At 57.6% G+C, this 24713-nt stretch carries 17 protein-coding genes and 1 pseudogene; 6 read left to right on the top strand and 12 right to left on the bottom strand.

Annotated elements, in window-relative coordinates; translation table 11 throughout:
- Window positions 1-164: 164 nt before the first annotated feature.
- Entirely contained in the window at window positions 165-503 is a 339-nt protein-coding gene (locus ACQCLF_RS07755; RefSeq protein WP_426985941.1) for a zinc ribbon domain-containing protein YjdM, read from the bottom strand.
- A gap of 177 nt (window positions 504-680) precedes the next feature.
- Window positions 681-1112, bottom strand: a complete 432-nt coding sequence (locus tag ACQCLF_RS07750) for a hypothetical protein (protein ID WP_426985939.1) — start codon at window positions 1110-1112, stop codon at window positions 681-683.
- 457 nt (window positions 1113-1569) lie between these two features.
- Here ACQCLF_RS07750 and ACQCLF_RS07745 point away from each other — a divergent pair, with 457 nt between their 5' ends.
- The gene (locus tag ACQCLF_RS07745) at window positions 1570-3435 is read left to right on the top strand and encodes a cellulase family glycosylhydrolase (protein ID WP_426985937.1); all 1866 of its coding nucleotides are present in this window, start codon (window positions 1570-1572) and stop codon (window positions 3433-3435) included.
- Window positions 3436-3511: 76 nt separating this feature from the next.
- Here the strand turns inward: ACQCLF_RS07745 and ACQCLF_RS07740 are convergent, their stop codons facing one another.
- The 3 genes from ACQCLF_RS07740 to ACQCLF_RS07730 are packed head-to-tail and all read right to left on the bottom strand — an operon-like array spanning window position 3512 to window position 5548.
- Window positions 3512-3763 (bottom strand): DUF1244 domain-containing protein, encoded by a 252-nt coding sequence (locus tag ACQCLF_RS07740; RefSeq protein ID WP_426985935.1) that lies wholly within the window; start codon window positions 3761-3763, stop codon window positions 3512-3514.
- A gap of 32 nt (window positions 3764-3795) precedes the next feature.
- Window positions 3796-4998 carry a sialidase family protein gene (locus ACQCLF_RS07735; RefSeq protein WP_426985933.1) on the bottom strand — a complete coding sequence of 401 codons (1203 nt, stop codon included), beginning with the start codon at window positions 4996-4998 and terminating at the stop codon, window positions 3796-3798.
- The gene (locus tag ACQCLF_RS07730; RefSeq protein WP_426985931.1) at window positions 4988-5548 is read right to left on the bottom strand and encodes a GNAT family N-acetyltransferase; all 561 of its coding nucleotides are present in this window, start codon (window positions 5546-5548) and stop codon (window positions 4988-4990) included. The genes ACQCLF_RS07735 and ACQCLF_RS07730 overlap by 11 nt, the downstream gene beginning before the upstream one ends.
- A 194-nt stretch (window positions 5549-5742) precedes the next feature.
- Between ACQCLF_RS07730 and uvrA (ACQCLF_RS07725) the strand changes: the two are divergent.
- Window positions 5743-8526 (top strand): annotated as a pseudogene (gene uvrA, locus ACQCLF_RS07725) (excinuclease ABC subunit UvrA); the annotation flags it as partial.
- Between the two features lie 180 nt (window positions 8527-8706).
- Window positions 8707-11298 carry an excinuclease ABC subunit UvrA gene (gene uvrA, locus ACQCLF_RS07720; protein ID WP_426986475.1) on the top strand — a complete coding sequence of 864 codons (2592 nt, stop codon included), beginning with the start codon at window positions 8707-8709 and terminating at the stop codon, window positions 11296-11298.
- 15 nt (window positions 11299-11313) lie between these two features.
- Here uvrA (ACQCLF_RS07720) and ACQCLF_RS07715 read toward each other — a convergent pair whose 3' ends face one another.
- From ACQCLF_RS07715 to ACQCLF_RS07705, 3 genes are all read right to left on the bottom strand, one after another.
- Window positions 11314-11838 carry a cytochrome b gene (locus ACQCLF_RS07715; protein ID WP_426985929.1) on the bottom strand — a complete coding sequence of 175 codons (525 nt, stop codon included), beginning with the start codon at window positions 11836-11838 and terminating at the stop codon, window positions 11314-11316.
- A 113-nt stretch (window positions 11839-11951) separates the two neighbouring features.
- Window positions 11952-12296, bottom strand: a complete 345-nt coding sequence (locus ACQCLF_RS07710; RefSeq protein WP_426985927.1) for an MliC family protein — start codon at window positions 12294-12296, stop codon at window positions 11952-11954.
- Between the two features lie 165 nt (window positions 12297-12461).
- Window positions 12462-14996 (bottom strand): glycosyl hydrolase family 95 catalytic domain-containing protein, encoded by a 2535-nt coding sequence (locus ACQCLF_RS07705; RefSeq protein ID WP_426985925.1) that lies wholly within the window; start codon window positions 14994-14996, stop codon window positions 12462-12464.
- Between the two features lie 160 nt (window positions 14997-15156).
- On the opposite strand from ACQCLF_RS07705, the gene ettA reads away from it, so the two are divergent.
- The gene (gene ettA, locus ACQCLF_RS07700) at window positions 15157-16818 is read left to right on the top strand and encodes an energy-dependent translational throttle protein EttA (protein ID WP_426985923.1); all 1662 of its coding nucleotides are present in this window, start codon (window positions 15157-15159) and stop codon (window positions 16816-16818) included.
- Between the two features lie 58 nt (window positions 16819-16876).
- Here the strand turns inward: ettA and ACQCLF_RS07695 are convergent, their stop codons facing one another.
- Both ACQCLF_RS07695 and ACQCLF_RS07690 read right to left on the bottom strand, forming a co-directional pair.
- Entirely contained in the window at window positions 16877-18373 is a 1497-nt protein-coding gene (locus ACQCLF_RS07695) for a tryptophan halogenase family protein (RefSeq protein ID WP_426985921.1), read from the bottom strand.
- A gap of 4 nt (window positions 18374-18377) precedes the next feature.
- Complete coding sequence (locus ACQCLF_RS07690; RefSeq protein WP_426985919.1) at window positions 18378-19334, bottom strand: LysR family transcriptional regulator; 957 nt, start codon at window positions 19332-19334, stop codon at window positions 18378-18380.
- 306 nt (window positions 19335-19640) lie between these two features.
- On the opposite strand from ACQCLF_RS07690, the gene ACQCLF_RS07685 reads away from it, so the two are divergent.
- A complete protein-coding gene (locus ACQCLF_RS07685; RefSeq protein WP_426985917.1) occupies window positions 19641-20735 on the top strand; it encodes a sulfite exporter TauE/SafE family protein in 1095 nt (364 codons plus the stop codon).
- Between the two features lie 2 nt (window positions 20736-20737).
- Here the strand turns inward: ACQCLF_RS07685 and ACQCLF_RS07680 are convergent, their stop codons facing one another.
- Window positions 20738-22042 (bottom strand): transporter substrate-binding domain-containing protein, encoded by a 1305-nt coding sequence (locus ACQCLF_RS07680; RefSeq protein ID WP_426985915.1) that lies wholly within the window; start codon window positions 22040-22042, stop codon window positions 20738-20740.
- A gap of 165 nt (window positions 22043-22207) precedes the next feature.
- On the opposite strand from ACQCLF_RS07680, the gene nhaD reads away from it, so the two are divergent.
- Entirely contained in the window at window positions 22208-23662 is a 1455-nt protein-coding gene (gene nhaD / locus ACQCLF_RS07675) for a sodium:proton antiporter NhaD (protein WP_426985913.1), read from the top strand.
- Between the two features lie 55 nt (window positions 23663-23717).
- Here nhaD and ACQCLF_RS07670 read toward each other — a convergent pair whose 3' ends face one another.
- Window positions 23718-24629 carry an ROK family protein gene (locus ACQCLF_RS07670; RefSeq protein ID WP_426985911.1) on the bottom strand — a complete coding sequence of 304 codons (912 nt, stop codon included), beginning with the start codon at window positions 24627-24629 and terminating at the stop codon, window positions 23718-23720.
- Window positions 24630-24713: the final 84 nt, after the last annotated feature.

Below are 24713 nucleotides of genomic sequence, written 5' to 3'. Positions count from 1 at the left end.
CGCCGCGCGAAGCACGCTCGTTTAATCAGTGTAGGAGGGTGCACCGAAAGTTTTCAAGCAGGCATTGAAAAATAGCCGCGTTTCATTGAATCGAAGCTCCGAATGGCATCAAAAGCTGCCAACAAACCCGCAAGGCGATCAACACGCCCGAAACGGGATCGACGCTAAGCCTTTTTAACAAACTCCGATTTCAGCTTCATGGCGCCGATACCATCGATTTTACAGTCAATATCGTGATCCCCATCCACGAGGCGAATGTTCTTCACTTTCGTGCCGACCTTCACCACCGACGACGAACCTTTCACCTTCAAGTCCTTAATCACCACCACCGAGTCACCATCGCTCAACGGGTTGCCGTGAGCGTCTTTAACACCACTATCGCTCTCCTGCTGCGCAGGCTCGTTCTTGTTCCACTCAAATCCACACTCCGGGCACACCAGCATGGCGCCGTCTTCATAGGTGTAGCCGGAATCACAACTCGGACAATTCGGTAGATCACTCATTAACGCTCTTTCGCCTCACTTAAACAGCGGTTCGGTACACGTAGCGCATCCCGCTGATCGGCATACACCCATTGCACTACACCAAGAGGCAGTATTATACGCTACGCGCGGGCTGCGACACCAAGTCCAGGGGCGCTGCCTTGCTCTGGACCTTGTTCATAGATCGCACTCATCAAATTAGTATCTATAATTCTTCCACACTATTCGAACGCCATATAAATCTGTGTCGCTCGTTAGAACCAACCGATCGTACTCCACCGTCTTTGGAAAACCACCCTCCGCCCCAATAGTGAGATCAGCCGTCGTCTCCGACCAACCAAAACCGCCTTTATACAACAAAGTCAACTCTCTTTCCGTCGCATCGTTAATCAGAACAATTGATATTGACTCCTTGCCAAACGCCTTCTCTGCCCATGCTCTTGCTTGAAAGATGTTTTGCACCTCGTAAGGGACCATGGCGGTAACATCAATATAGAACGCCGCTCCAGCCGTCACTGCTGAAATGGGCTCTTCGAACTGGAGTTCAAAGGGCTCATTAACGATCTCTATAGGATCTGGAGTTAGAAGCACTGAGGACCCAAAGAGAAGTATCCTGATAAATTCCAACATTGTTCTTTTGTCCCTCTATTGTTTGTACATCTCATTAGCAATTTCAAACACTGAATCCGTGCAAGCCGGACAATTTCTAGCGCCTTGGAGCTTGTATAAGGGCTAGGCAGAGCTTTAGTCGAAGTGTTCTTAGTATCTGGGAAGTCCAGTCAACGGTAAGTCAAAACTAAGATTAACAAGCCGTAGAGGAAATTTCATTCTGGCACCGCCAGCGTGAAGCATTCAATGACAATTTTTATTTTTCAGAATAAAACAATAACCCGTTAACTTCGCTAACGCATTAAAAAAAGTAGCAGATCAAATTTTTACCATACAGTCCTTTTAACCTTATCTCTCTGAACTACGCTTATTGTCGCCGCTAGATAACCCGTGGCGGCGTAAACGATGGCGGGAAATCCATCCTAATAACACAGGAATCGCCCGCCTTCATGTTCAGAAATGCCAGGAGATAATCAAAATGAGGATTGGAACATTCAAAGGCAATGGCTTGTACGCGGCAATGCTCGGCCTTGGGCTGATCGCTGCGGGACAATCCGCCACGGCGCAGTCTGCCAACTGCGATTATGTGGTGACCAATCAGTGGGGCAGCGGCGCGACGGCCGCTATTCGGATTACGAATACCGGCAGCAGTGCCATCACGGGGTGGAATGTGGATTGGCAGTACACCGCCAATCGCGTTACCAACCTGTGGAATGCCACGCTGTCTGGCAGCAATCCGTACTCGGCAAGTAATCTCGGTTGGAACGGTACGATACAGCCCGGCGACACGGTAGAGTTTGGCATGCAGTTAGACGCCAACGGCGGCAGTATTGAGACGCCCGCCGTAACGGGCGACGTCTGTGAGGGGGCCAGCTCCTCGAGCTCATCCTCTTCTTCCAGTTCGTCGTCCAGCGAAAGCTCTTCTTCATCCAGTTCTTCCAGCTCTTCAAGTTCTTCCAGTAATCCGGGTGCTGGCGGTCGCTTCCGCGTGGACGAGTCCGGCAACATCACCCAGAACGGCGATGTGTATCCGGTGCAGTGCTCGGCCTGGTTCGGGCTGGAAGGCCAGCACGAACCATCGGATGCGGAAAACAATGCCGACGGCGCGCCAATGGAGCTTTACGTGGGCAATATGTGGTGGGCTGACACAGGCCGCACCATTCAACAGACCATGGATGAGATTACGGCGCAGGGCATCAATACCATTCGGTTACCCATTGCGCCCCAAACACTGGACGCTACCGATCCGCAGGGCATCGGCGATATCCGCCAGGGTGGTGTGCTTAAAAACCATGCGTCGGTTCGCCAGCAGAATGCGCGGCAGGCGCTGGAGGACTTTATTGTCCAGGCAGATCAGAATGGCATTAATGTCATTATCGACATTCATTCCTGCTCCAATTACGTGGGCTGGCGTGCCGGTCGCCTCGATGCGACTCCGCCTTATGTGGATGCCACCCGGGAGAATTACGAGTTTACCCGCGAGGGCTATTCCTGCGGCCCGGTGGGAGACCCGAGTGTGACCGTCCATGCTTACAACGAGCAGTTGTGGCTCGATGATCTCGCAGAGATCGCGGGTTTGTCTGCGCAGCTTGGCGTGGATAATATTATGGCCATCGATATTTTCAACGAACCCTGGGACTATACTTGGGCCGAGTGGAAACGTCTGTCCGAAAATGCGTATCAGGCGATCAGTGCGGTGAACGACGATGTGCTCATTATGGTGGAGGGTATTGGTTCAGTGACGTCGGATGACACCCAGATTCCACACGGCAGCCTGGATTCCAACCCTAACTGGGGCGAGAACTTTTATCCGTTCGCCAATGCGCCTCTGGATATTCCCAAGGAGCGGCTGATTCTGTCACCGCACACCTATGGCCCTTCCGTTTTCGTTCAGCAACAGTTCATGGACCCGAATCAACCCGAGTGCCAGGGGCTGGAAGACACTGAAGCAGCTGAGCAGGATTGTAATATTGTGATTCGCCCAGCGGTGTTGGAAGCCGGTTGGGACGAGCACTTCGGTTATTTGCGGGATCAGGGTTACGCCATGATTATCGGCGAGTTCGGTGGCCATGCAAACTGGCCTGCTGACGGACCGCCGCGGCACCGTGAGATCTGGGACCATATTCAACCGGGTATTGATCTGGAGTGGCAGGATGCGTTGGTCGATTATATGATCGACAATGACATCCAAGGTTGCTACTGGTCCACAAACCCCGAGTCCGAGGATACTGGTGGACTGTATGAACACTCCTACGATCCGGTCTCCAACGAAAGCGGCTGGGGCACCTGGGAGGGTTTCGAGCAAGAGAAGTGGAATTTGTTGCAGCGGCTGTGGAATAACTAAGCTGTTGTTTTCACTCGAAACGCTTTGCCGTAAAAACGCCCGGAGTGCTCTTCGGGCGTTTTTACTGAGGCATTAATTATCGCTCCGTCTGGTAGTGAGTTTTCCATTCCTCGTAGGGCATTTTGTAAACCACTTCGCGGGCGGTCATTTTGTCCATGGCGACGCCCCGCTCTTCTGCCGCCTCCTGGTACCAGCGACTCAAACAGTTGCGGCAAAAACCGGCCAGCTCCATCAGGTCAATGTTTTGTACATCCTTGCGCGAATCCAGATGTGCAAGAAGCCGGCGAAACGCCGCCGCTTCCACTTCGGTTTGTGTCTGTTGATCCATTGTTTTACTCCAAGGTAGGGTTTGCCCGGGTATCAATCAGCTCTCAGAGCCGACAGTGGCACCCGAGTGATTTCGATATCCTCTTTGTTGGTGGCGTAGGCAACGTACAGGTATTTGTCATCGCGATAGCTTTTTGGATAGCTGTACCCGGCGCGCTTGTAACGTCCTTCAAAACGCTGCTTCTGCAAATTGTTGCCCCCGGAACGCAACCAGTACGCCTGATCAAAGTAATGACCGTTATCGCTGAGCGTTAGCGTGAGCGGAATCCGGGTTTTGTTGCCGCTGGGGTTATTAACGACAAAGGCCGTTCCATCGGGAAGATTGCCCGCACTTTGCTTGGCTCTGGAATCGGGAAAGTTGGTCAACACCGGACGGCTCCAGGACTCCCCGTTATCAGTACTACTCGCCGCGATAATGCGATGACTGCCGCCCTGATCACGAAAAATCATCACGATGGAACCATCAGCGCGCGTATACCAGGAGGGCTCCAGTTCACGACTGATTTCCTCTTTGTAGTCCAGGTTGTCCATCGTGCCCTCGGTCCAGCCACGAACGCCCAAGGGGTCATCCGTGTAATAAGGTTTGGCGATCAGACCCGGCTGACGATGCACCGCTGTCAACAGACGACCGTCCGGAAGCTCACGCACGTCTTGCTCCAGCACGCCCTTCAATGGCTCATCGTGTGCGTTAAGCACCGGCTTCGGCTCGCTCCAATGCCGACCATCCGTAGAGGTGACGTACTCGGCATAACCACCTCGCGGCTCCAGTGTTTCGGGCCACACATTGACATACGCCACCAGCGTATCACCGTCTGTCCACCAGCCACCATTGGTGACCACCGTACCTTCCCGCTTCGGGACCAGAGTCTTAACCGGTCCCCAGGATTCGCCCTCGTCCGTGCTGACGGCGAAACGCACTTCCGTTTCGGGTGCATCTTCATCACGATAGGAACTCTGCCACTGGGCGTACAATTGTCCTTTGAAGCCTATCACTACCGCGCCATGGTTGTAGGCGTAATCCTGCTCGCCAGGCTGAAACACCGTGAACGTCTCCGCGCGTGGTGCGGGCGATAAACCCATGGTGTCTGGCTGCGCTTTATCAAACAAATCGGCCACCACCAACGGTGACAACGAATGTGTATCGTTCTCTGGCATCACGCACGCCGCCAGTGACAACATCCAGCCCAAACCTGCCGCTCTCAACGCAGAACATTGAGACCCTGTTTTAACCATCATGGCTGTACACCTTATGATCGGGTTGTGACTCAGACGCCAGCAGCGAGTACATTGCGTGATCCACGTACCGGCCATTAAGCCATTCGCGCTCGGGTATGACCCCTTCATACATGAAGCCCAGCCGCTCCGGAATCGCGCGACTTTTGTAATTCTCCACGGCACAGGCGATCTCAATACGGCGCATTCCCCACGTCTCGAAGCCCTCCGCCACCAGTTGCTGAACCGCGCGGGTCATGATGCCCTGCCCGCCAAAGCGCTCTCCCAGCCAGTAGCCAATACTGCCCGTGCCGGTGCGCGCATCCAGTGTGTGAAAACCGCAGACGCCACAAAGCTCGCCCTGCCGTTCAATCGCGTACTGCGGGCCTTTGCCGGCCCGGTGCTGGGCCTCTACCTGAACCAGAAAAGCCTGCGTATCGTCGGCCGTGCGATTGCTATCCACCCAGGGCAGCCATTGGCGCAAAAACTCCCGATTGGAATCCACTAACCGAAACAGCCGATCACGATCATCGAGGGTCAACAAATTCAGGGAAAGGGAGTCCAAGTCCGTCATAAGTGCTATAGGCCCGTCAAACAAGGGGAAGTACACCATCATGCAGAACACGGCCCGACATCTCAAGCTTCACGCATCCAGGCGGCACGGCGGCGCGTATTCCGGCTATGGAGGGGAGGACGGACAAGGTGCTGGAAGCCCACCCATCATTACTGTATATTCAGACAGATTTTCACAGCCGACGAGCCAGTGTTATGAGCCATGATGTTATCACCGTGCGCGGCGCACGCCAGAACAACCTGAAGCACCTGGACCTGGATATCCCGCTGGGCGAGCTGGTGGTGGTCACGGGCGTCAGCGGTTCCGGCAAATCCACTCTGGCGTTCGATACCATTTACGCCGAGGGCCAGCGGCGCTACGTGGAAACCTTCTCCGCCTATGCGCGGCAGTTTCTGGATCGCATGGACAAGCCGGCGGTGGACCGGATCGAGGGCATTCCCCCGGCCATTGCCATTGAGCAGAGCAACACCGTGCGCACCTCGCGTTCCACGGTGGGCACCATGACCGAGCTCAACGATTATCTGAAACTGCTGTTTGCCCGGCTGGCGCGGCTGTTCTGTCAAAGCTGCGGGCGCGAAGTGCTGAGCGACACCCCGCAGAGCATCGTCGAGGCGCTGTATCGGGACTGGCCTGAGAGCCAGCGGCTGATGGTGTGTTTGCCCATCACGGTGCCGGAAAACCTGAGTGACGATGAAGTGTTGCAACTGCTCAATCAGCAGGGCTATGCCCGCCTGCATCGGCGCGATGGCAACCGGGTCGAGGTGGTACAGGATCGGCTCAAACTCAGCGGGAAAAACCGTAGCCGCCTGACTGAAGCGGTGGAAACCGCGCTGCATTATGGCAAAGGCCATGTGCTGATCTATCCGTTGGACGAGGAACGCCAACCCGGTGACGCAGCACGGTTTTCCAGCCATCACCACTGCGCGCATTGCGATATTGATTACCCCGAACCGGGCCCCAGCCAGTTTTCGTTCAACTCTCCCATCGGGGCCTGCGAAAGCTGTCGGGGGTTTGGCCGCATTATCGGGGTGGACTACGGGCTGGTCATCCCCGATGAGCGCAAAAGCCTGAAAGACGGGGCCATCAAGCCCATACAAACGCCCTCTTTTCACGAGGTGCAGCGCGACCTGATCCGCTACGCCAAAAAACGCGGCATTCCCATCACCAAGCCGTGGGCCGAGCTGACCAAGACTCAACAGCAGTGGGTGATTCAGGGCGAAGGCTCGTGGGACAAGGGCGTCTGGTACGGCATTCGCGAATTCTTCGACTGGCTGGAAAGCAAATCCTACAAAATGCACATTCGGGTACTGCTGTCCAAGTACCGCGCTTACACGCCCTGTCAGGATTGCGGTGGCGCCCGGCTCAAGCCGACCTCGCTGTGGTGGCGCGTCGGCTCGCTGGAGGCGGCGGAGCAGGCACTCGCCCATCGCGCCCGCTTCATCCCCAAAGGAAACACCCTGAGCGACACGTTGTTTAACCAGTTACCCGGGCTCAACATTGCCGATGTGATGCAATTGCCCCTGTCGCGCGCGGCGACGTTTTTCGAGCATCTGAATGCCCAAGCGGATGAACCCACCCAGTTGCTACTGGAAGAAATACGGTCGCGGCTCGGCTACCTGTGCGAAGTCGGGCTGGAATACCTGACGCTGGATCGTCAATCCCGAACACTCAGCGGCGGTGAGGTCCAGCGCATCAATCTCACCACCGCACTCGGCACCTCGCTGGTGAACACGCTGTTTGTGCTCGACGAGCCCAGCACGGGCCTCCACCCACGCGATATTCAGCGGCTGGTGGCCGTACTGCACCGCTTGCGGGATGCGGGCAATTCCCTGCTGGTGGTCGAGCACGACCCGCAGGTGATCCTGGCCGCTGACCGCATCCTTGATATCGGACCGGGACCGGGGCGGGGCGGTGGCAATATTGAGTTTTTCGGCACCCCCAACGCCTTGATGAAGCGTTCCAAAAACCTGACCGCACGCTATCTCAGTGGCCGGGAACAGGTGACTCTGGCGCCCGCCGACGGCGACCGCCACCCTAAACAGGAGGCCGCGCTCTGCATCCAGGGGGCGAGCGAGCACAACCTGAAAACGATCGACGTGCGCATCCCGCTAGGAAAGCTGGTGTGTCTGACCGGTGTCAGCGGCTCGGGCAAATCCACGCTGATGAGGCAGATTCTGTACCCGGCCATCCTCAAACACCACGGTGAACAAACCGAAGCACCCGGCGTGTATCAGCGTATCGATGGCCTGGAACATATTGACCGCGCGGTGATGGTGGACCAGAGCCCCATTGGCAAAACCACTCGTTCCACGCCGGCCACCTACGTGGGAGCCTTCGATGCGATTCGCAAGCTCTTTGTGGCCACACCGCAGGCCAAAGAGCGTGGCTATACGCCCGGCACCTTCAGCTTTAACTCGGGCAAAGGGCGCTGTCCCACCTGTCAGGGCAACGGCTTCGAGCATGTTGAAATGCAGTTTCTGAGCGATGTGTACCTGCGTTGCCCGGACTGTGATGGCCAGCGTTTTCGCGACGAGGTTCTGGAAATCAAACTGTTGCAGGACAGCCTCGACGACCCGGCCCCGCGAGCGGTTTCCATTGCCGATGTGCTCGCCATGACAGTGGCCGAGGCACTCGACTTCTTCCGGGATCACCCGGAGGTGCAACGCAGCCTGCAACCTCTGTCCGATGTCGGTCTGGACTATGTGCAGCTCGGCCAGGCCGTACCCACTTTAAGCGGTGGTGAAGCGCAACGACTCAAGCTGGCCGGACACCTGGCCAACACACCGGGCAAGTCTGGTCGCCGCGAGCAGGAGCACGTTCTCTTCCTGTTCGATGAGCCCACCACGGGCCTGCATTTTGCCGATATCGCCACGCTGATGAAGGCGTTCCGGCAGCTTATCGCCGCCGGGCATTCCCTGCTGGTGATCGAGCATAATCTGGATGTAATTCGCGCCGCCGACTGGCTTATCGACATCGGACCGGAGGGCGGTGACGCGGGCGGGCAGCTCATTGCCGAGGGGACGCCCGCGCAACTGGCGAAAGCGAAGAACAGTTATACCGCCACGGCCCTGAGAGAGTATGAAAAAACCCTGAAACAAGGCGGCAACCTGCCGCTGCCCGCACGGAAGAAAAAGGCGAAACCCCGGCGGGAAATCCGTGTGCATCACGCACGTGAACACAACCTGAAAAACATTGACGTCGCCGTTCCGCACGATCAGCTCACAGTGATTTCGGGAGTGAGCGGTAGCGGAAAAAGTACGCTGGCCTTTGATCTGATTTTCGGCGAAGGCCAGCGACGCTATCTCGAATCGCTAAACGCCTATGCCCGGCAATTCGTGCAGCCGGCGGCCCGCCCGGATGTCGATGCGATCTACGGCATTCCGCCAGCGGTGGCTATCGAGCAACGCACCAGCCGCGGTGGCCGTAAAAGTACCCTGGCCACCCTGACGGAAATCTATCACTACCTGCGGCTGCTTTACGTCAAACTCGGCACTCAGTACTGCCCGGACTGCGACGTTCCCATCGAGCCGCAAACACCCGCCGCGATACTGGCGCGTGTTCAGAAAGACTATCGGCAACGCGAGGTCACGCTACTGGCGCCGATGGTGGTCGCGCGCAAAGGTATTTATCGCGAACTCGCCGAGTGGTCCGCCGCACGCGGTTTTACGCAGTTGCGCGTGGACGGCGAATACCAGCCGACCGCTCAATGGCCCACTCTGGATCGCTACCGGGAACACAATATCGAATTGCCGCTGGCAGAGATCACCGTTTCTGCCACCAACGAGCGTGCGCTGGCAGAGTCTCTGGAGCAAGCACTCAACCTCGGCAACGGCGTCGTGATTGTTGCCCCGGTGAACAAACGCACGGGCAAGCAGGCCAGTGGCGAGCGGTTGTTCTCCACCAATCGCGCCTGCCCCTGTTGCGGCAACGGGTTCGATGAGCTGGACCCGCGTCTGTTCTCCTACAATTCCAAACACGGCTGGTGCAAACGCTGCTTTGGTACGGGGCTGGTGATCAAAGGGTTCGATGAAGAACAAACCGGCGAAGAGCGTACCTGGCAGCCAGACGATGAGGAGCAGACAGAAAAAACCTGCCCGTCCTGCAGCGGACAACGGCTCAACCCCACCGCATTGGCCGTGCGTTTCCGTGACCGCTCCATTGCCGCGTTGGCGTCACTTCCCGTCGACGATGCCGAACAGTGGTTCCGCAAGCTGAACCTTAAGTCGCACGAACAGGCCATTGCCCGTGACCTGTTGTCTGAAATGACCAGTCGCCTGCAATTTCTGCAAAAAGTGGGACTCAATTATCTGAGCCTGGATCGCGCGGCCCCCACACTAAGTGGCGGCGAGGCACAGCGTATTCGGCTAGCCGCGCAACTGGGTTCGAGCCTACAGGGCGTGTGCTACGTACTGGATGAACCAACCATCGGTTTGCACACCCGGGACAATCGCCGCTTGATTGAAACCTTGCGCGAGTTGCAGCAACAAGGCAACACCGTCGTTGTGGTGGAACACGACGAAGACACCATTCGCGAAGCCGATCACCTGATTGACATGGGCCCTCGCGCCGGCATTAACGGCGGTGAAGTGATCGCTCACGGCAACCTGAAAAAAGTGATGGGCAACCCGCGCTCTCTCACCGGACAAATGCTGTCTCAACCGTTACGTCATCCGATGCCGGCACTGCGTAACCCCTCGTTGCGGGCGCTGTGGGACGACGAAAAACTGCACATTGAAGCGGCTACTCAGAATAACCTGCGCCGTATCGACCTCGACATTCCGCTGCGCCGCCTGGTGGCCATCAGCGGCGTCAGTGGCAGCGGGAAAAGTACACTGGTAAGGGGCGTTCTTTACCCGAATCTCAAACAGGCCGTTGCCCACAAACGCAAAAAACAACACCCGTGGCAGGGTCTCGAACAGCTCAGTGGCTGGGAAAGTATCGACCGGGTTTTGGAAGTGGATCAAACGCCCATTGGCAAAACCCCGCGCTCATGCCCGGCCACTTACATCGGCATCTGGGATACCATTCGAAAACTGTTCGCTGGTACGGTGGATGCCCGCCTGCGGGGCTATACCGCTGCGCGCTTTTCCTTTAACGCCGGCGATGGCCGCTGCGCCGCTTGTGGTGGACAGGGTGAGCAGAAAATCGAAATGAACTTCCTGCCGGATGTCCGGGTTCCCTGCGAGGTGTGTCACGGCTGGCGCTTCAACGAGGAAACGCTCAGCGTCACTTACAAGGACAAACACATCGGCGATGTCCTGGCGATGAACATTGACGAAGCCACCGAGTTCTTCGCTCCAATCAGCAAAGTCCACCACGCGTTGAGTCTGCTTCAGGATGTCGGTTTAGGTTATCTCACACTGGGCCAGCAAAGCCCGACGTTGAGCGGTGGCGAAGCCCAGCGCATCAAGCTGGTGGCCGAGCTGAGCAAAGCCAATATGACACCGGAAGATAACAAAGGGCGACGCTCGCAACACAATCTTTATGTGCTGGATGAACCGACTGTCGGGCTGCATATGGCCGACGTAGACAAGTTGCTTCACGTTCTGCACCGATTGGTGGACGCGGGCAATTCAGTCCTGGTGATCGAGCATAATCTTGACGTGATTGCCGAGGCCGACTGGGTCATTGATATGGGGCCCGAAGGGGGGACCGGTGGCGGTAAAGTGGTGGCGCAGGGAAAACCCGAAGCCGTAGCAAAACGCAAACGCTCACACACCGGTCGCTATCTGGCCGACATTCTTCAGTAAGGGAAGCGGCTCGGCCTATCGGACGATGCGACGCATCACATCCACGTGCCCGGGCCGCTTGTGCCAGTAGGCCATAATAATGTGGCCTGCTATCAACACAAACAATAACCAGCCCAACGAGCCGTGAATCTGATTGCCCAGCGACACCATCCATTCGATTTGCGGCGTTTCGAAACCGCTGAACAACGCGATACCAAACGGCTCAAACGAACGGCCTGATCCATATTGGCGCAGCAGGCCGATGACCGGTATCGCCAGCATCAGGGCGTACAACACGATATGCCCCAGGCGCGCGCCCAGGCTCACAGAGGGTGGTCGACGGGAAAGGTTCAACAAGGCCCAGACGATACGAAGCGCAATCAACACCAACAACAGGGCGCCGAGTGGTTTATGGGTAGCCCAGAAAAAGGCTTCAACAGCGGTATCCTCCAGCGCCACCCGGGACGCCACCGTCAGCATCTGCCAGAAAATAAGGATTGCCATCCCCCAGTGAAACACACGGGTGATAACGCCATAGCGTTCTTTGGAGTCATAGATCATAGGTCGCTCTCACGATTGTCATTGGGAGCAGCCAGTATAAGCAGAAAGTCGCAAGGGCGGAACCGACCGCTCAGGCTAACGCCTGAGCTTCACGGAAAGTTTTGTTAAGGGAATTACTGCGCCTGTTCCGTGCACTCTACCGGTTCCTGGTCGGCCTCCTGAACGGTGGCCACATCGCCATTCATCCAGAACACAATCGGCGTCTCGGTGACCTCTTCAACCACATATTTCACGCCGGAAGCGGCTTCTTCGGCCTGCAGCCGGTGTTGCGTACCGCGATACTGCAGAAAAACCTCATCGCCACTGAACTGCGCCAGTGCCATTGACCCATCGCAATCGTACGTCTTCACGGGTTCTCCCTCCTGCGTCGGCGACGCGGCGGTCACGCCAGCTAACGATAAACCGGCTACCGACAGAGCCATTAAACACCCAAAGCGGGTGGACCGTTTACTCAGCATAGCGATACTCCTTTTCATGTGACCCATGATCTCGTATTACATCAACCTCGTACTACATCGACCTTTCCCCGAGGCACCGGTTCGGCCCGGGTTTTCAAAAGTGTGAACTGAGTATACGCCGTTTAACCGATTGGGGATGCCTGAACCTCCCTCAAAGCATGTTCCTCAAAAGTAAAAACGGTAATCCTGCCCTCTCTCCGTTTCCAGCTCCACCAGAGTGACCGGCGCCACTGATGGCGCTTTTACCACCCCGGGGCGATGGATCAATGGTGTTTTGATGGTTGGCGTTTGCATCAGTGGGTTCGGGCTGCCGGAATTCGGGTCATCAATGGTGTTCACAGCCACATTCGTCGACGCTGTCGGCGCCCTGTGCGCGCGTATACGCACAGGGCCACCCAACCGGGAATGCAGGGTGAATTCCGTGACTTTACCGTTTTGCCACGCCATGTCGATCACAAAGCCACCGCGAGTCACCAGACCGGACACCTGTCCCTCAGGCCAGGCATCGGGCAGCGCTGGTAGCAGGTGAATCGCGCCATCGTGGCTTTGCACCAGCATTTCCGAAATGCCGGCCGTCACGCCGAAATTGCCGTCAATCTGGTAGGGTGGATGGGCCGCAAACATATTCGCGTAGGTGCCACCGCTTTCGAACGATTCGGTGTTTTCGTCCACAAGCTTGATTTGGTCGGTCAGCAGTTTGTACGCGCGATTACCATCCAGCAGACGAGCCCAAATGCCCACTTTCCAACCCATGGACCAGCCAGTGGATTCATCACCCCGCATTTCCATGCTGGTGCGCACGGCACTGAACAGTTCGGGGGTGCGATAGGGAGAGATCTGATTGCTCGGGTGCAGCCCATACAAATGGGAGATATGGCGGTGCTTGTCGTCGGGGCTGTCCCAGTCTTGCAACCATTCCTGCAGCTGTCCGTACTGGCCTATTTGCATCGGTGGCAGTTGTTTGCGAAGTTCAGCCAGTTCGTCGGCAAACGCTTCATCTTGCCCCAGTACCTCGGAGGCTTCTTCCACCAGCGTGAACAGATCAAATACCAGCTGATTATCCATGGTCACACCAGCATCAATCGCGGCTTGCTGCTCCCCCTCGCCCCGATGCAGATAATCATTTTCCGGCGAATTACTGGGCACGAGTACCCGCCAGCCAGTGTCTGGATCTTCTGTTAGCATTGAGGCATAAAAGCGCGCAGCCTCTTTGAGCACGGGGTAATAGCGGGCCAGAAAGTCACGATCGCCAGTGTAGTGGTAACGGTAGCCAATGTGCTGCGTCAACCAGGCCGCCCCACCGAGCCACTGTCCCCACATATAGGCACCGTCCACCTGTCCGGTAATGCGCCAGATATCGGTATTGTGGTGCACCATCCAGCCCTCAGCGCCATAAAGGCGTTCAGCGGCTTTCCGACCACTGACCGATAGGTCATCAATCATGGCAAAAAACGGGTCGTGCAGCTCGGACAAGTTGGTGGGTTCGGCGGGCCAGTAGTTCATCTCGGCGTTAATGTTCAGGGTGTACTTGCTGTCCCAGGGTGGGGTCATCTGCGGGTTCCAGATTCCCTGCAGGTTGGCCGGCTGGGTGCCGGGCTGGGAACTGCTGATTAACAGGTATCGACCAAATTGGAAGTACAGCGCGGCCAGCGCGGGGTCCTCTCCCCCGGCAAACGCCTTGAGGCGCTCATCCGTCGGGCGGTCATCATTGTCGGTGGGGCCGAGATCGAGCGTCACGCGATCAAATTGTTCCCGGTAGTGCGCAATATGCGTTTCGCGCACGGCGTCATAGGAAGCGGTTAATGCCTGGGCCAGTTGTGCCTCCGCTTTGGCGGTCTCATCAGCGGACACATCGTCGTAGGCCACGAAGTTGGTGGCCACCACGGTGTACAGTGTCACGGTATTGGCGTTGCGAATACGCAATTCATCACCGGAAGATTCCAGTGTCCCGCCATCCAGAACGGGCTGTACGAACATGGTAAAACGAACTTTGCCACTCACGCCTTCGTGATCCGCGCCTTTCCCATCGACGCGCAAGCGCTCGCCATCGACGCTGACACTGTGCGCCATGGGGCTGTCAAAACGGATATCCAGATCCATTTGCCCTGGCCGGTCAGCCGATAACCGTGTAACCACGGCGGGCTCGGACAGCGCGGAGAAGGTTTCCCGATAGTAAGTGACGCCCGCCATGCGGTATTTCACCGAGGAAATGGCCTGGCCGATATCCAACGAACGCCGATAGCCGTCCGCCGACCCTTCATGCAGCAGATCAATCACCAGATTACCCACGGTCTGGTACGGCATACCGCTGTTACTCGAGGCGATATGCTCATCCGCCAGTCGCTGCGCCTCTTCATGACGGTTGGCCAGCACCAGATCCGCCACTTCCTCAATATACGGTTTGAGCGATGGCGTCACATTGTTATTGGGTCCGCCCCCCCATACGGTGTCTTCATTGAGTTGCAGCACCTCCTGATCCACACCCCCAAACACCATGGCTCCGAGTCGGCCATTACCCACCGGCAGCGCTTCGGTCCAGGTCGTCGCGGGTCGGTTGTACCACAACGCCAGGGCCTGACTGCCACCCTCCGCCTCCTGTGGGTGCGAATCGGACACCTGGCAAGCCAGTAACCACACACTGGCGATGCCCACCAACAAACTTGCCAGAACGCCGCGCTTCAGGGTCGATGCATAGGCCATAAGGGAAGACTCTCCAAACAAATGACGAAAGGTCATATAATAACTTGTTCTACCATTCGATTTAAGAAGTCCCCGCCACCTTTCAGTGCCGGGTTTGTTTCTTTATAGTACACCCCCTGATACAGACCCTATTTTCCGTTCCAACGAGGTGCAAGCCCCCATGGCGCAGTACGTCTACAGTATGAACCGGGTTGGCAAAGTGGTGCCGCCCAAGCGCGAAATCCTGAAAGATATCTCCCTGTCATTCTTTCCTGGCGCCAAAATTGGCGTACTGGGCCTCAACGGTGCCGGGAAGTCCACACTATTGAGAATCATGGCGGGGGTGGATAAGGATTACCACGGTGAGGCCCGCCCCATGCCGGGCATTTCCGTAGGCTACCTGCCACAAGAACCGGAGCTGGACCCGGCAAAGGATGTGCGCGGCAACGTGGAAGACGGTGTCCGCGAAGCGGTGGATGCGCTCGCCGAGCTGGACAGCCTCTACGCAGCCTACGCGGAACCCGACGCCGACTTCGACGCCCTGGCAAAACGCCAGGGGGAACTGGAGGACATTATTTCCGCGTGGGATGCCCATAACCTGGACCATAAACTCGAAGTGGCCGCCGACTCCTTGCGCCTGCCGCCGTGGGACGCCGATGTCACCAAGCTGTCGGGGGGTGAGCGCCGCCGGGTGGCCCTGTGCCGCTTGCTGCTGTCCCGTCCCGATATGCTGTTGCTGGACGAGCCCACCAACCACCTGGACGCCGAAAGTGTGTACTGGCTGGAGCAGTTCCTGCAACAGTTCCCCGGCACCGTGGTGGCCATTACACACGACCGCTACTTTCTGGACAACGCCGCTGGCTGGATTCTGGAGCTGGACCGTGGCCACGGCATCCCTTACGAAGGCAACTACAGCGACTGGCTGGAGGCCAAGGAACAACGACTGGAGCAGGAGGCCCGCTCCGAGGCAGCCCATCAAAAAGCGATCAAGGCCGAACTCGAGTGGGTACGGCAGAATCCGAAAGGTCGTCAGGCCAAGAACAAGGCTCGTCTGGCCCGCTTTGATGAGTTGCAGTCCCAGGAATTCCAGGCGCGCAACGAAACCAATGAAATTTATATCCCACCCGGCGAACGTCTGGGGGACAAGGTTATTGAATTGGATCATGTCTCCAAGGGCTACGGCGACCGGTTGCTGATCGATAACCTGACTATGAGTGTGCCCAAGGGCGCCGTGGTCGGCATTGTGGGCGGCAACGGCGCGGGTAAGTCCACCTTGTTCCGCATGATCTCAGGCACCGAGCAGCCGGACAGCGGTACGGTGACGCTGGGCGATACCGTGCAGGTCGCCTATGTGGAACAGAGCCGGGAAAACCTCGATGACAGCAAAACCGTCTGGGAGGCGATTTCCGGCGGACAGGACATTTTGCGCATCGGCAACTATGAAGTGAACTCCCGTTCTTATGTGGGCCGTTTCAACTTCAAAGGCTCCGATCAACAAAAGCGTGTGGGCGAGCTGTCCGGTGGTGAACGGGGCCGACTGCACCTGGCCAATACCCTGAAGCAGGGCGCCAACGTCTTGTTGCTCGATGAGCCCTCCAACGATCTGGACATTGAAACGTTGCGGGCCCTGGAGGAAGCCATCCTGGCGTTCCCCGGTTGCGTCATGGTGATCTCGCACGACCGCTGGTTCCTCGACCGGATTGCCACGCACATTCTGGCGTATGAAGGCGATTCCGAAGTGGTGTTTTTCGAAGGTAATTACACGGAATACCACGAAGACTTTGTGAAACGCAAAGGTGAAGACGCCCAGCCACGACGAGTTAAGTACAAGCCATTGAAATAAACACCACTGAAGCGGTTTCGACGCGGCCTGCCCTCGTCGAAACCGCTGACTCGCCCATTCAGCCCATCACGTCCGGCAGCACCGCGTCGTGCGCCGGCAGCCCGTTGACCAGAGATTGCACCGCGCGCCGGGTCAATTGAAGTTCGTGCGCCAGCGTCTGCGAATCCAGTGCGTCGATCTGAGGATGGCAACGCGCCGGACGCACTCCCATTCCTTCGAACACTGCCTGCCAACTGGTCGCTCTGAACAAGTCATCCACGCCTTCGCGCAATCCGCCGCCGGCCCGGAACAGCGCCACTCTCTCGCGCAGCGATTCGGGCAGGGGCTGAACCGAACAGTCCCGCCAGAACGGCGTGTCCCGCCGCTCACTGAGCGTGTAGTGAAGCATCAGGAAATCCCGTATTTCTTCAAAGTCGCGGGTCATACGACGGTTATATTCCCGCGCCAGCGCCTCTTCGCAGTGAACAGAAGGCAGGTAGCGCAGAAAAAATTCTACGCCTCGGGCAATGAGATGGATGGAGGTCGATTCCAGCGGCTCCAGAAAACCCGAGGACAACCCCACTGCCAGACAATTATGTGTCCAGAATTCTGTCCGGTGGCCCGGACGAAACGCCATCAATTTCGGTTCAGAGGTGCGCCGCGCATCAAGATTCGCCATCAGGGTGGATTTGGCCTGGGCATCAGAGCAATGGCGACTGGAGTAAACATAACCATGTCCTGTGCTGGTCCGCAGGGGTATGCGCCAACTCCAACCCGCTTTGCGTGCCGTGGCCCGCGTAAACGGAACCAATGCATCAGCGGTTTCCGTTTTTACCGAAATCGCCCGGTCACAAGGCAGCCACTGGCCCCAGTCTTCAAAGGCTGTGCCCATGATGCCTTTGGCCAGACTCGCCCGGAAACCGGTACAGTCAATATAGAAGTCTCCTTCAACGCGCGCGCCACTCTCCAGCTGCAAGGCCTCGATATGGCCGTTATCGCGTCGGGTCGCACCCAGCACCGTTCCCTGACGGTGACGAACGCCGCGTTTTTGGGCGTACGCTTTCAGGTAGTCCACCGCCAGACCGGCGTCCATGTGCAGGGCGTAGCTGGCCCCCGTCGGGGCGCCTCCATCGGCGGAGGGCGGATAGAATCGCTGCGCCCGCGCCAGCTCGGCACAGGGAGAAAATGCCATCAGCGGCGGCACTGAACCGGATTGACTGGCCTTGAGCCAACACTGATAAAAGTCACGGTTGGCGATACGTCGCCCAATAACGCCGAACGGGTGAAAATAGCGGTCGTGGCCTGTGCGCCACCCGTCAAAGAGAATACCCAGCTTGTAACACCCACCGGTGCGAGCAACGAATTCCTGTTCATCAATACCCAGTTTTTGTAACAAGCGCACAAAAGGCGGAATCGTGGATTCACCCACCCCGACAATGCCAATATCCTCGGCCTCCACAACTTCCAGCTCGCAGTGAGGCAAATGCGCACCCAGCATCGCCGCCGTCAGCCACCCGGCGGTACCGCCTCCCACGATGACAATGCGTCGCAGATGAGTATGAGCGTAATCGGTCATCGTGTTACCAGTGTCCGTTTTCAACCAGCAGGCCGGAAGGCCAGCACGCGTTATCCAGCCAGTGACAGGGAGCCGTCGCCTCCAGCACCTCCACCAGTGAGTCCACCAGTTGCGGGGCCGGAAAACTGGTGCGCCAGGCCAACGCGAGGGTGCGCACCGGGGCAGCACCCGCGAACGGACGCACGGTCAGTCCTGGTGAGCCGGGGTGCAAGCCGCTGGCCATGGATTGAGGAAGCACGCTGATGCCCTCACCCAGCGCCACCATGTGCCGCACCATCTCAGGTCCGGCGTGGGTCAGTACTGTATGGCCGACGGCAAGAGACGGTGGTGTGGCCAGGAACGGGCACTGTGCCAACAAGGCTTCCCGGGCGCCCTCATAGGCCTCGGGCAGTAGCAGCGTCCAATCCTGCAAGCGCTCCGCAGGAACGGTTTCGCAAGCCGCCAATGGGTGGGTCTCGGGCATCACCACCACCAGCGGCTCTTCGTACAGCGTCCGGGTAACAATGTCCGGCACGGCAAAAGGGGTCACCAGCAGCAAGGCATCCAGTTCACCGTTTTGCAGTTTGGCGGCCAGGCGATCAACGTCGTTCTGTTCTACCTGAAGGGCCAGTCGTCCGGGCCACTGCCGGTGCAGGTGTGCCACGGCTCTGGGCAACACAGCGCTGGCGAGAGACGGCAGCGCGCCCAGCCGTAAGGTGTGTTCTCCATCGGGACCGGTCAGGACCCTCATCGCTTCGATATGATTCAGCGCCAGACGGGCGCGCGCCACAATGCCCTGGCCCGTGGGCGTCGGCCAGGTGCCGGCGGGGGCGCGCTCGAACAACGAAACCCCCAGCTCTTGTTCAAGCCGCTTGATCGCCATGCTGAGTGTCGGCTGACTGACACAGCAGGCCGCCGCCGCACGTCCAAAATGCCGTTCTTTGGCCAGGCTGACGATATAGCGCAACTCGGCCAGGGTCATATCGCGGTCCCGCCACCGATCAGTAACACCGCTGAAAGAATCAGAGACCACTCACACATGACAATGCTTACAAACCCTTATTCAGAAACGATAGTTCAGAGACGATGGCTCAGACACGATGGATCACACACGCTGGCTCCCACACTTAGATCGCTAATGATACTCTCGTACAGTGCTCTGCCGAAAGGTGCCTCCAAAAGCGATAGTCAAAATTGATCGGGTCAGACTTGCCCAACCAGCGAGCCACAGGTTACAAAGCGCCTGACTCATGGTCTCGATCAAACGACAATAACAGGTAGCTTTACGATGTCTCTCAAAACAGCGCCACGCAAATACCTCTGGGTATGGTTCCTTTGGTTGGGCCTTTTTTATGCCGCTTGGCTTCTGCTGATGCAAATCGATGGCAACTGGCAGGCCGCCAAAGAACACTGGCCCATGGCGCTGGCCATGGCGCTGGGCAGCTACGCGGCGGGCTCCACGCCGATGGGAGGCGGTACGGTCGGGTTCCCGGTGCTGGTTTTGTTGTTCGACATGCCGGCCACGCTGGGCCGGGACTTCAGCTTCGCGGTGCAATCCATCGGCATGGTCAGTGCGGCAATCTTTATTCTTTGCCGCCGCCAACCGCTGGCGTGGTCGATGCTGAAAGGCTCTGTTGTCGGAGCGTTAATTGGCACGCCCATCGGTATCCTGTTCTTCGCGCCATTGATTCCCGAGCTTTGGATCAAGGTGACGTTTGCGGTGCTCTGGGGTAGCTTCGGGGTTCTCCATCTCTACCGCATTGGCGAGATTTCCGGTCATATCGGTATGACCGAATTCGATGAACACTGGGACCATCGGGTGGGGTTTATCCTCGGGCTGGCCGCGAGTGTGCTGGCGGTATCTGTTACCGGAGTGGGTATTGATATGGTGCTCTACGCAGCGCTGGTGTTGCTGTGCCGGGCGGATCTGAAAATCGCTATCCCCACGTCTGTCGTTATCATGGGGCTGACCTCGTTTTATGGCGTCATCATTAAAAGCGTGACACACAGCTGGCAACCCGGCGTGTATGAAAACTGGTTGGCCGCAGCCCCTATTGTCGCCCTGGGTGCCCCTCTGGGTGTGTTTATCGTCGAGCGGATCGGGCGCAAACCTATCTTGCTGGTAGTGGCGGCGCTGTGTGTGGGGCAATTTATCTGGACCTGCTTTGCGGAGCAGGAAGCATTGGGTCTGTTGGGTATCGCCCTGGCGATGGGTGCCCTGCTCCTTTGCCTGTGGGTATTCGAGCTATTGCGGTTGTGGGGAAACCGCCTGGTCTCCGCCGCTCAGCAAAAACACGCCGCAAAAATGCAGGCCGGTGCACCGGGTTCTGTGCGATCAAACAACGCCCACGGACCGGCGTCAAACCCTCTGGGCTCCGACTAACGCTAAGGCGCGGGGTGGGAAGCCGTCGGGTGGAAATGGGACAAGGCTTTTTCCACATCCACCCCAACCGTTAACACACCCAGGCGAACACCGCTCTCAGGATCGATCACCGGCCGACTGATGTGGACCAAAAAGCGTCGCGAAGACTCATCGTAGGTCACCGGATCGAAATGCAGTTGGTCCTCGTTCAGCGGCCAGGCTTCCGTAAATTTGGTTTCATCGCCTTGCCAGTAGTCCGACGTCAGGTCACTCACCGCCACATTGAAACCCAGGGCATCGGTCAGAATCACCTCTGTAATCGGCCATTCCGCGTCGATCGCCAACGCACGCAGGCGGGACGAGACATCTTCATCGTGCAGATCCGCAATAGCTTCGGGCGTTTTTTCCGAGAAAGCCTCGCGCCAGCGGCTATCCAGACGGCGCCTTTCGGTCTCATCCGGCTTGCGTTCATCGGCATGGCGAGACCGGAGTGCTTCAACCAGCCGAGGTTCTGACAGCCATCGGGCCAACATCGGTGCCAGAGATTCGTGAAGACTTTCCTGCTCTTTCGCCGACATAATAAAGCCACTGTCAGCACAGGTTACAATCTGTCGGTTGAAGCGACTCAGGAACTCGGGGTGTTTCTTCAAAAAGCGGTTGCCAAAATACACGCCTAACGGCACGTAGCGCAGAAACTGCGTGTTGTATTGAGATGCCTCTACGCCCAGGTTTTCAGCCGTCGCTTCCAGGTGCTCCCGGTCCGCAATAAAGGCATCGATCCGCCCGCTTAGCATGAGCTTAACGAGTTGATCCAGCGAATTCACCTGCATATGTGGGGAAGCCCCCTGAGATTCCACCCACACCGACTGGTGACTGCCCAAAATCACTCCCAGGCGCGTATCGTCGCCGTGCAGCGTCGGGGTCTCGCCGTCTTTGGACCAATACCAATACCAGTTTTCCAACAGTAGCGGAGCGGACAGGGTCGCGTACCGCTCCACCTCATCCGTTTCTATGGCGGTGAAGAAACCGTCGATTTTGCCGGTGGATACCTCCTGACGCGCGCGTCGCCAGGGCATCTTCTGAATAGAGGGGGAGTGGCCAACATGCTGGAAAATACAGCGAACGTGCTCTATAGAGCCGCCACCGCGGTTGTAAAAGTGCTCGAAATCGGAAACATTGGTGCCCAGTGAAACGCTGCTCTCAGCCCCCCAAACCACACCACTGAGTAACACACCCCCCGTGGCCGACAGGAACTGGCTGGCAACGGACCGACAAGGAAAGGACCGGCAAGGAAAGGACCAACTGAACGCTTCAACGTGATGCCACATGTGACTCACTCGAGAGATAGAGCCCATAGTATAGCAGCCGAGAGCGTACGGTCGACGGTTGTGGATGCACTGAAAATGCGCATTTTCAACGTGCCTGTGGTATTATTCGCGCCGCTTTACCAGCCCCTGTTCGCCCTCTCGCGACGTTCAAAAACGGAATACGCAATGTTTCATAAATTCCCACTCCCTTCTGTTTTGGTGGGCGTTCTGCTCACGTTCCTTTCTCCGCTGACGCTGGCCGCCGCCGGCAGCCTGGATCTGACTCACAGCACGGTCGGCTATATCGCCATCGCCGTTTTTATAGTGGCTTACCTCGTGGTAATGGGAGAGGAAAAACTGCACCTGCGCAAGTCCAAACCGGTATTGGTCGCCGCCGGTATCATCTGGGCCATGATCGGCTGGGTGTATGTGCAACAGGGCGCACCGGTGGAGTCAGAGGAAGCCTTCCGGCATACACTGCTGGAGTTCGCCGAGCTGATGCTGTTTCTGCTGGTGGCCATGACGTATATCAACGCTCTGGAAGAGCGCCGGCTGTTCGATCTCCTGCGAGCCTGGCTCGTACAAAAGGGGTTCAACTACCGCACTCTGTTTCTGATTACCGGCGTTCTGGCCTTTTGTATTTCACCGATTGCCGACAACCTGACCACGGCACTGTTGATGGCCGCCGTTATCACCAAGATCGCACCCAATGACACCCGCTTTGTCAGCCTGTGCTGTATTAATATCGTCGTTGCGGCCAACGCCGGAGGGGCCTTCAGCCCGTTTGGGGACATCACCAGCTTGATGGTCTGGCAGGCCGGCAAGTTGCAGTTCTTCCAGTTCTTCCAGTTATTTGTACCGGCCCTGGTAAGCTTTGTCATTCCGTCGCTGATCATGAGCTTTTTCGTGGAGAGCCGAAACCCTGAGGCTTTAAACGAGGAAGTAGAACTCAAGCGCGGCGCCATGCGGATCGCCTGTCTCTTTCTGTTAACCATTATCACGGCGGTCTTTTTCCATCTTGCGCTGAACCTGCCCCCGGTAGCAGGCATGATGATGGGGCTCGGCTATCTGCAGTTTTTCGGCTATTTCCTGCGCCGCACCTTGCCCGGCTCGCTGGCTCGCAAGCGCGCGCTGGCCGAACGGGCCGGAGACGAAGCCGCCCTGCGCCGTCTTGGCAGTGTAGTACCATTCGATGTCTTTAATCGTGTGGCCCGGGCGGAGTGGGATACCCTGCTGTTTTTCTATGGCGTTATGATGTGTATTGGCGGCCTGGGCTTTCTCGGCTATTTGTCGCTGCTCTCAGAAGTGCTCTACAACGATTACGGCACCGCCATGGCCAATATTACGCTGGGCGTGATGTCCGCACTCATTGATAATATTCCCGTGATGTTCGCGGTACTGACCATGGACCCGACCATGTCCGAGGGCCACTGGCTGCTCATTATTCTGGCGGCGGTCACCGGTGGGAGCTTGCTGTCCATGGGCTCGGCGGCTGGCGTGGCGGTGATGGGACAGGCTCGGGGTTACTATACCTTTTTGGGGCACTTGAAATGGACTCCCGTTATCGCCCTTGGGTACGCGGCCGGCCTCGCTGTGCATTTCTGGTTGAATGCCGGTACCTTTCAGGTAGCCGTGCCTTGATCAATTGAGTGACCGGATCCCGCAGGGGGCGGTAATACCGCCCCGCATCACAGCCTCACTCAACCGGATTAAGCCAGGCGGCACCGCGCACACCGCTGGAATCACCGTGTTGCGCCTTTACCACTGGCGTATCACATTCCCCTCCGAACACATACTGCGGCAACCGCTGCGGCAATTGCTCGTAGAGAATATCCATATTCGACGCGCCGCCGCCGAGTACAATGACGTCGGGGTCCAGCACGTTGATCACCGCCGCCAGACCCCGGGCCACCTGATCCAGATACTGGTTAATCACCGTTACGGCGGGCCGCTCTCCACGGCTGGCGCGCTCGGCGATCTCCGCTCCGCCGAGTGACTGACCTGTCATCCGCTCATACGTCAGGCACAAGCCTGTGCCCGACAGAAAGGTTTCCTGACAGCCATAACGACCGCAAAAGCAGCGCCGGGATTGGAGTTCGGTGTCCGAGGTCCACGGCAAAGGATTGTGGCCCCACTCACCAGCCACCCCGTTGGGGCCCACCACAGCGCGACCGCGCCAGGCCAGGCCCGCACCGCAGCCAGTGCCCAGTATCGCCGCAAACGTGAACTCATACCCGTTGGCGGCACCATCCGTTGCTTCTGAAACAGCCAGGCAATTGGCGTCGTTGGTGACTTTCACATCACGCCCCAGATGACGGGACAGATCCGCTTGGAGTGGCTTGCCATTGAGCCAGGTGGAATTGGCATTTTTGACCAGTCCGGTCTTGCGCGATACCGAGCCGGGAATGCCCACCCCCACCGGAAGCGGCCCTGCGCCGACATGAGCTTCAGCCTGAGCCACCAAACCGGCAATGTCGTTCAGGGTTGCGGCGTAATCATTCCGAACGGTCGGTATCCGAGTGCGGAACAGCTCTTCGCTGTCGCCATTGAGCAAAATCACTTCGGTTTTGGTGCCACCCAAATCGATGCCGATACGCCGTTGCGTCATAGATATTCCGCCATAAGACTGATAAAGCAGAGGATTATAGGAACCGGCACCCACCGGCGCAAACCCGACCGGAAGCACTCGTCG

This window comes from Marinimicrobium sp. ARAG 43.8, assembly GCF_050113635.1.
Lineage (GTDB): Bacteria > Pseudomonadota > Gammaproteobacteria > Pseudomonadales > Cellvibrionaceae > Marinimicrobium.
Note: the sequence above shows the minus strand (reverse complement) of the source record. Positions and strands in the feature narration are given on the sequence as shown.

What these genes read in the sequence shown, in the direction of transcription:
- ACQCLF_RS07755 (WP_426985941.1), bottom strand. Translation starts at nt 503, where the DNA reads ATGAGTGATCTACCGAATTGTCCGAGTTGTGATTCCGGCTACACCTAT.
- ACQCLF_RS07750 (WP_426985939.1), bottom strand. Translation starts at nt 1,112, where the DNA reads ATGTTGGAATTTATCAGGATACTTCTCTTTGGGTCCTCAGTGCTTCTA.
- ACQCLF_RS07745 (WP_426985937.1), top strand. Translation starts at nt 1,570, where the DNA reads ATGAGGATTGGAACATTCAAAGGCAATGGCTTGTACGCGGCAATGCTC.
- ACQCLF_RS07740 (WP_426985935.1), bottom strand. Translation starts at nt 3,763, where the DNA reads ATGGATCAACAGACACAAACCGAAGTGGAAGCGGCGGCGTTTCGCCGG.
- ACQCLF_RS07735 (WP_426985933.1), bottom strand. Translation starts at nt 4,998, where the DNA reads ATGATGGTTAAAACAGGGTCTCAATGTTCTGCGTTGAGAGCGGCAGGT.
- ACQCLF_RS07730 (WP_426985931.1), bottom strand. Translation starts at nt 5,548, where the DNA reads ATGACGGACTTGGACTCCCTTTCCCTGAATTTGTTGACCCTCGATGAT.
- ACQCLF_RS07715 (WP_426985929.1), bottom strand. Translation starts at nt 11,838, where the DNA reads ATGATCTATGACTCCAAAGAACGCTATGGCGTTATCACCCGTGTGTTT.
- ACQCLF_RS07710 (WP_426985927.1), bottom strand. Translation starts at nt 12,296, where the DNA reads ATGCTGAGTAAACGGTCCACCCGCTTTGGGTGTTTAATGGCTCTGTCG.
- ACQCLF_RS07705 (WP_426985925.1), bottom strand. Translation starts at nt 14,996, where the DNA reads ATGGCCTATGCATCGACCCTGAAGCGCGGCGTTCTGGCAAGTTTGTTG.
- ettA (WP_426985923.1), top strand. Translation starts at nt 15,157, where the DNA reads ATGGCGCAGTACGTCTACAGTATGAACCGGGTTGGCAAAGTGGTGCCG.
- ACQCLF_RS07695 (WP_426985921.1), bottom strand. Translation starts at nt 18,373, where the DNA reads ATGACCGATTACGCTCATACTCATCTGCGACGCATTGTCATCGTGGGA.
- ACQCLF_RS07690 (WP_426985919.1), bottom strand. Translation starts at nt 19,334, where the DNA reads ATGACCCTGGCCGAGTTGCGCTATATCGTCAGCCTGGCCAAAGAACGG.
- ACQCLF_RS07685 (WP_426985917.1), top strand. Translation starts at nt 19,641, where the DNA reads ATGTCTCTCAAAACAGCGCCACGCAAATACCTCTGGGTATGGTTCCTT.
- ACQCLF_RS07680 (WP_426985915.1), bottom strand. Translation starts at nt 22,042, where the DNA reads ATGTGGCATCACGTTGAAGCGTTCAGTTGGTCCTTTCCTTGCCGGTCC.
- nhaD (WP_426985913.1), top strand. Translation starts at nt 22,208, where the DNA reads ATGTTTCATAAATTCCCACTCCCTTCTGTTTTGGTGGGCGTTCTGCTC.
- ACQCLF_RS07670 (WP_426985911.1), bottom strand. Translation starts at nt 24,629, where the DNA reads ATGACGCAACGGCGTATCGGCATCGATTTGGGTGGCACCAAAACCGAA.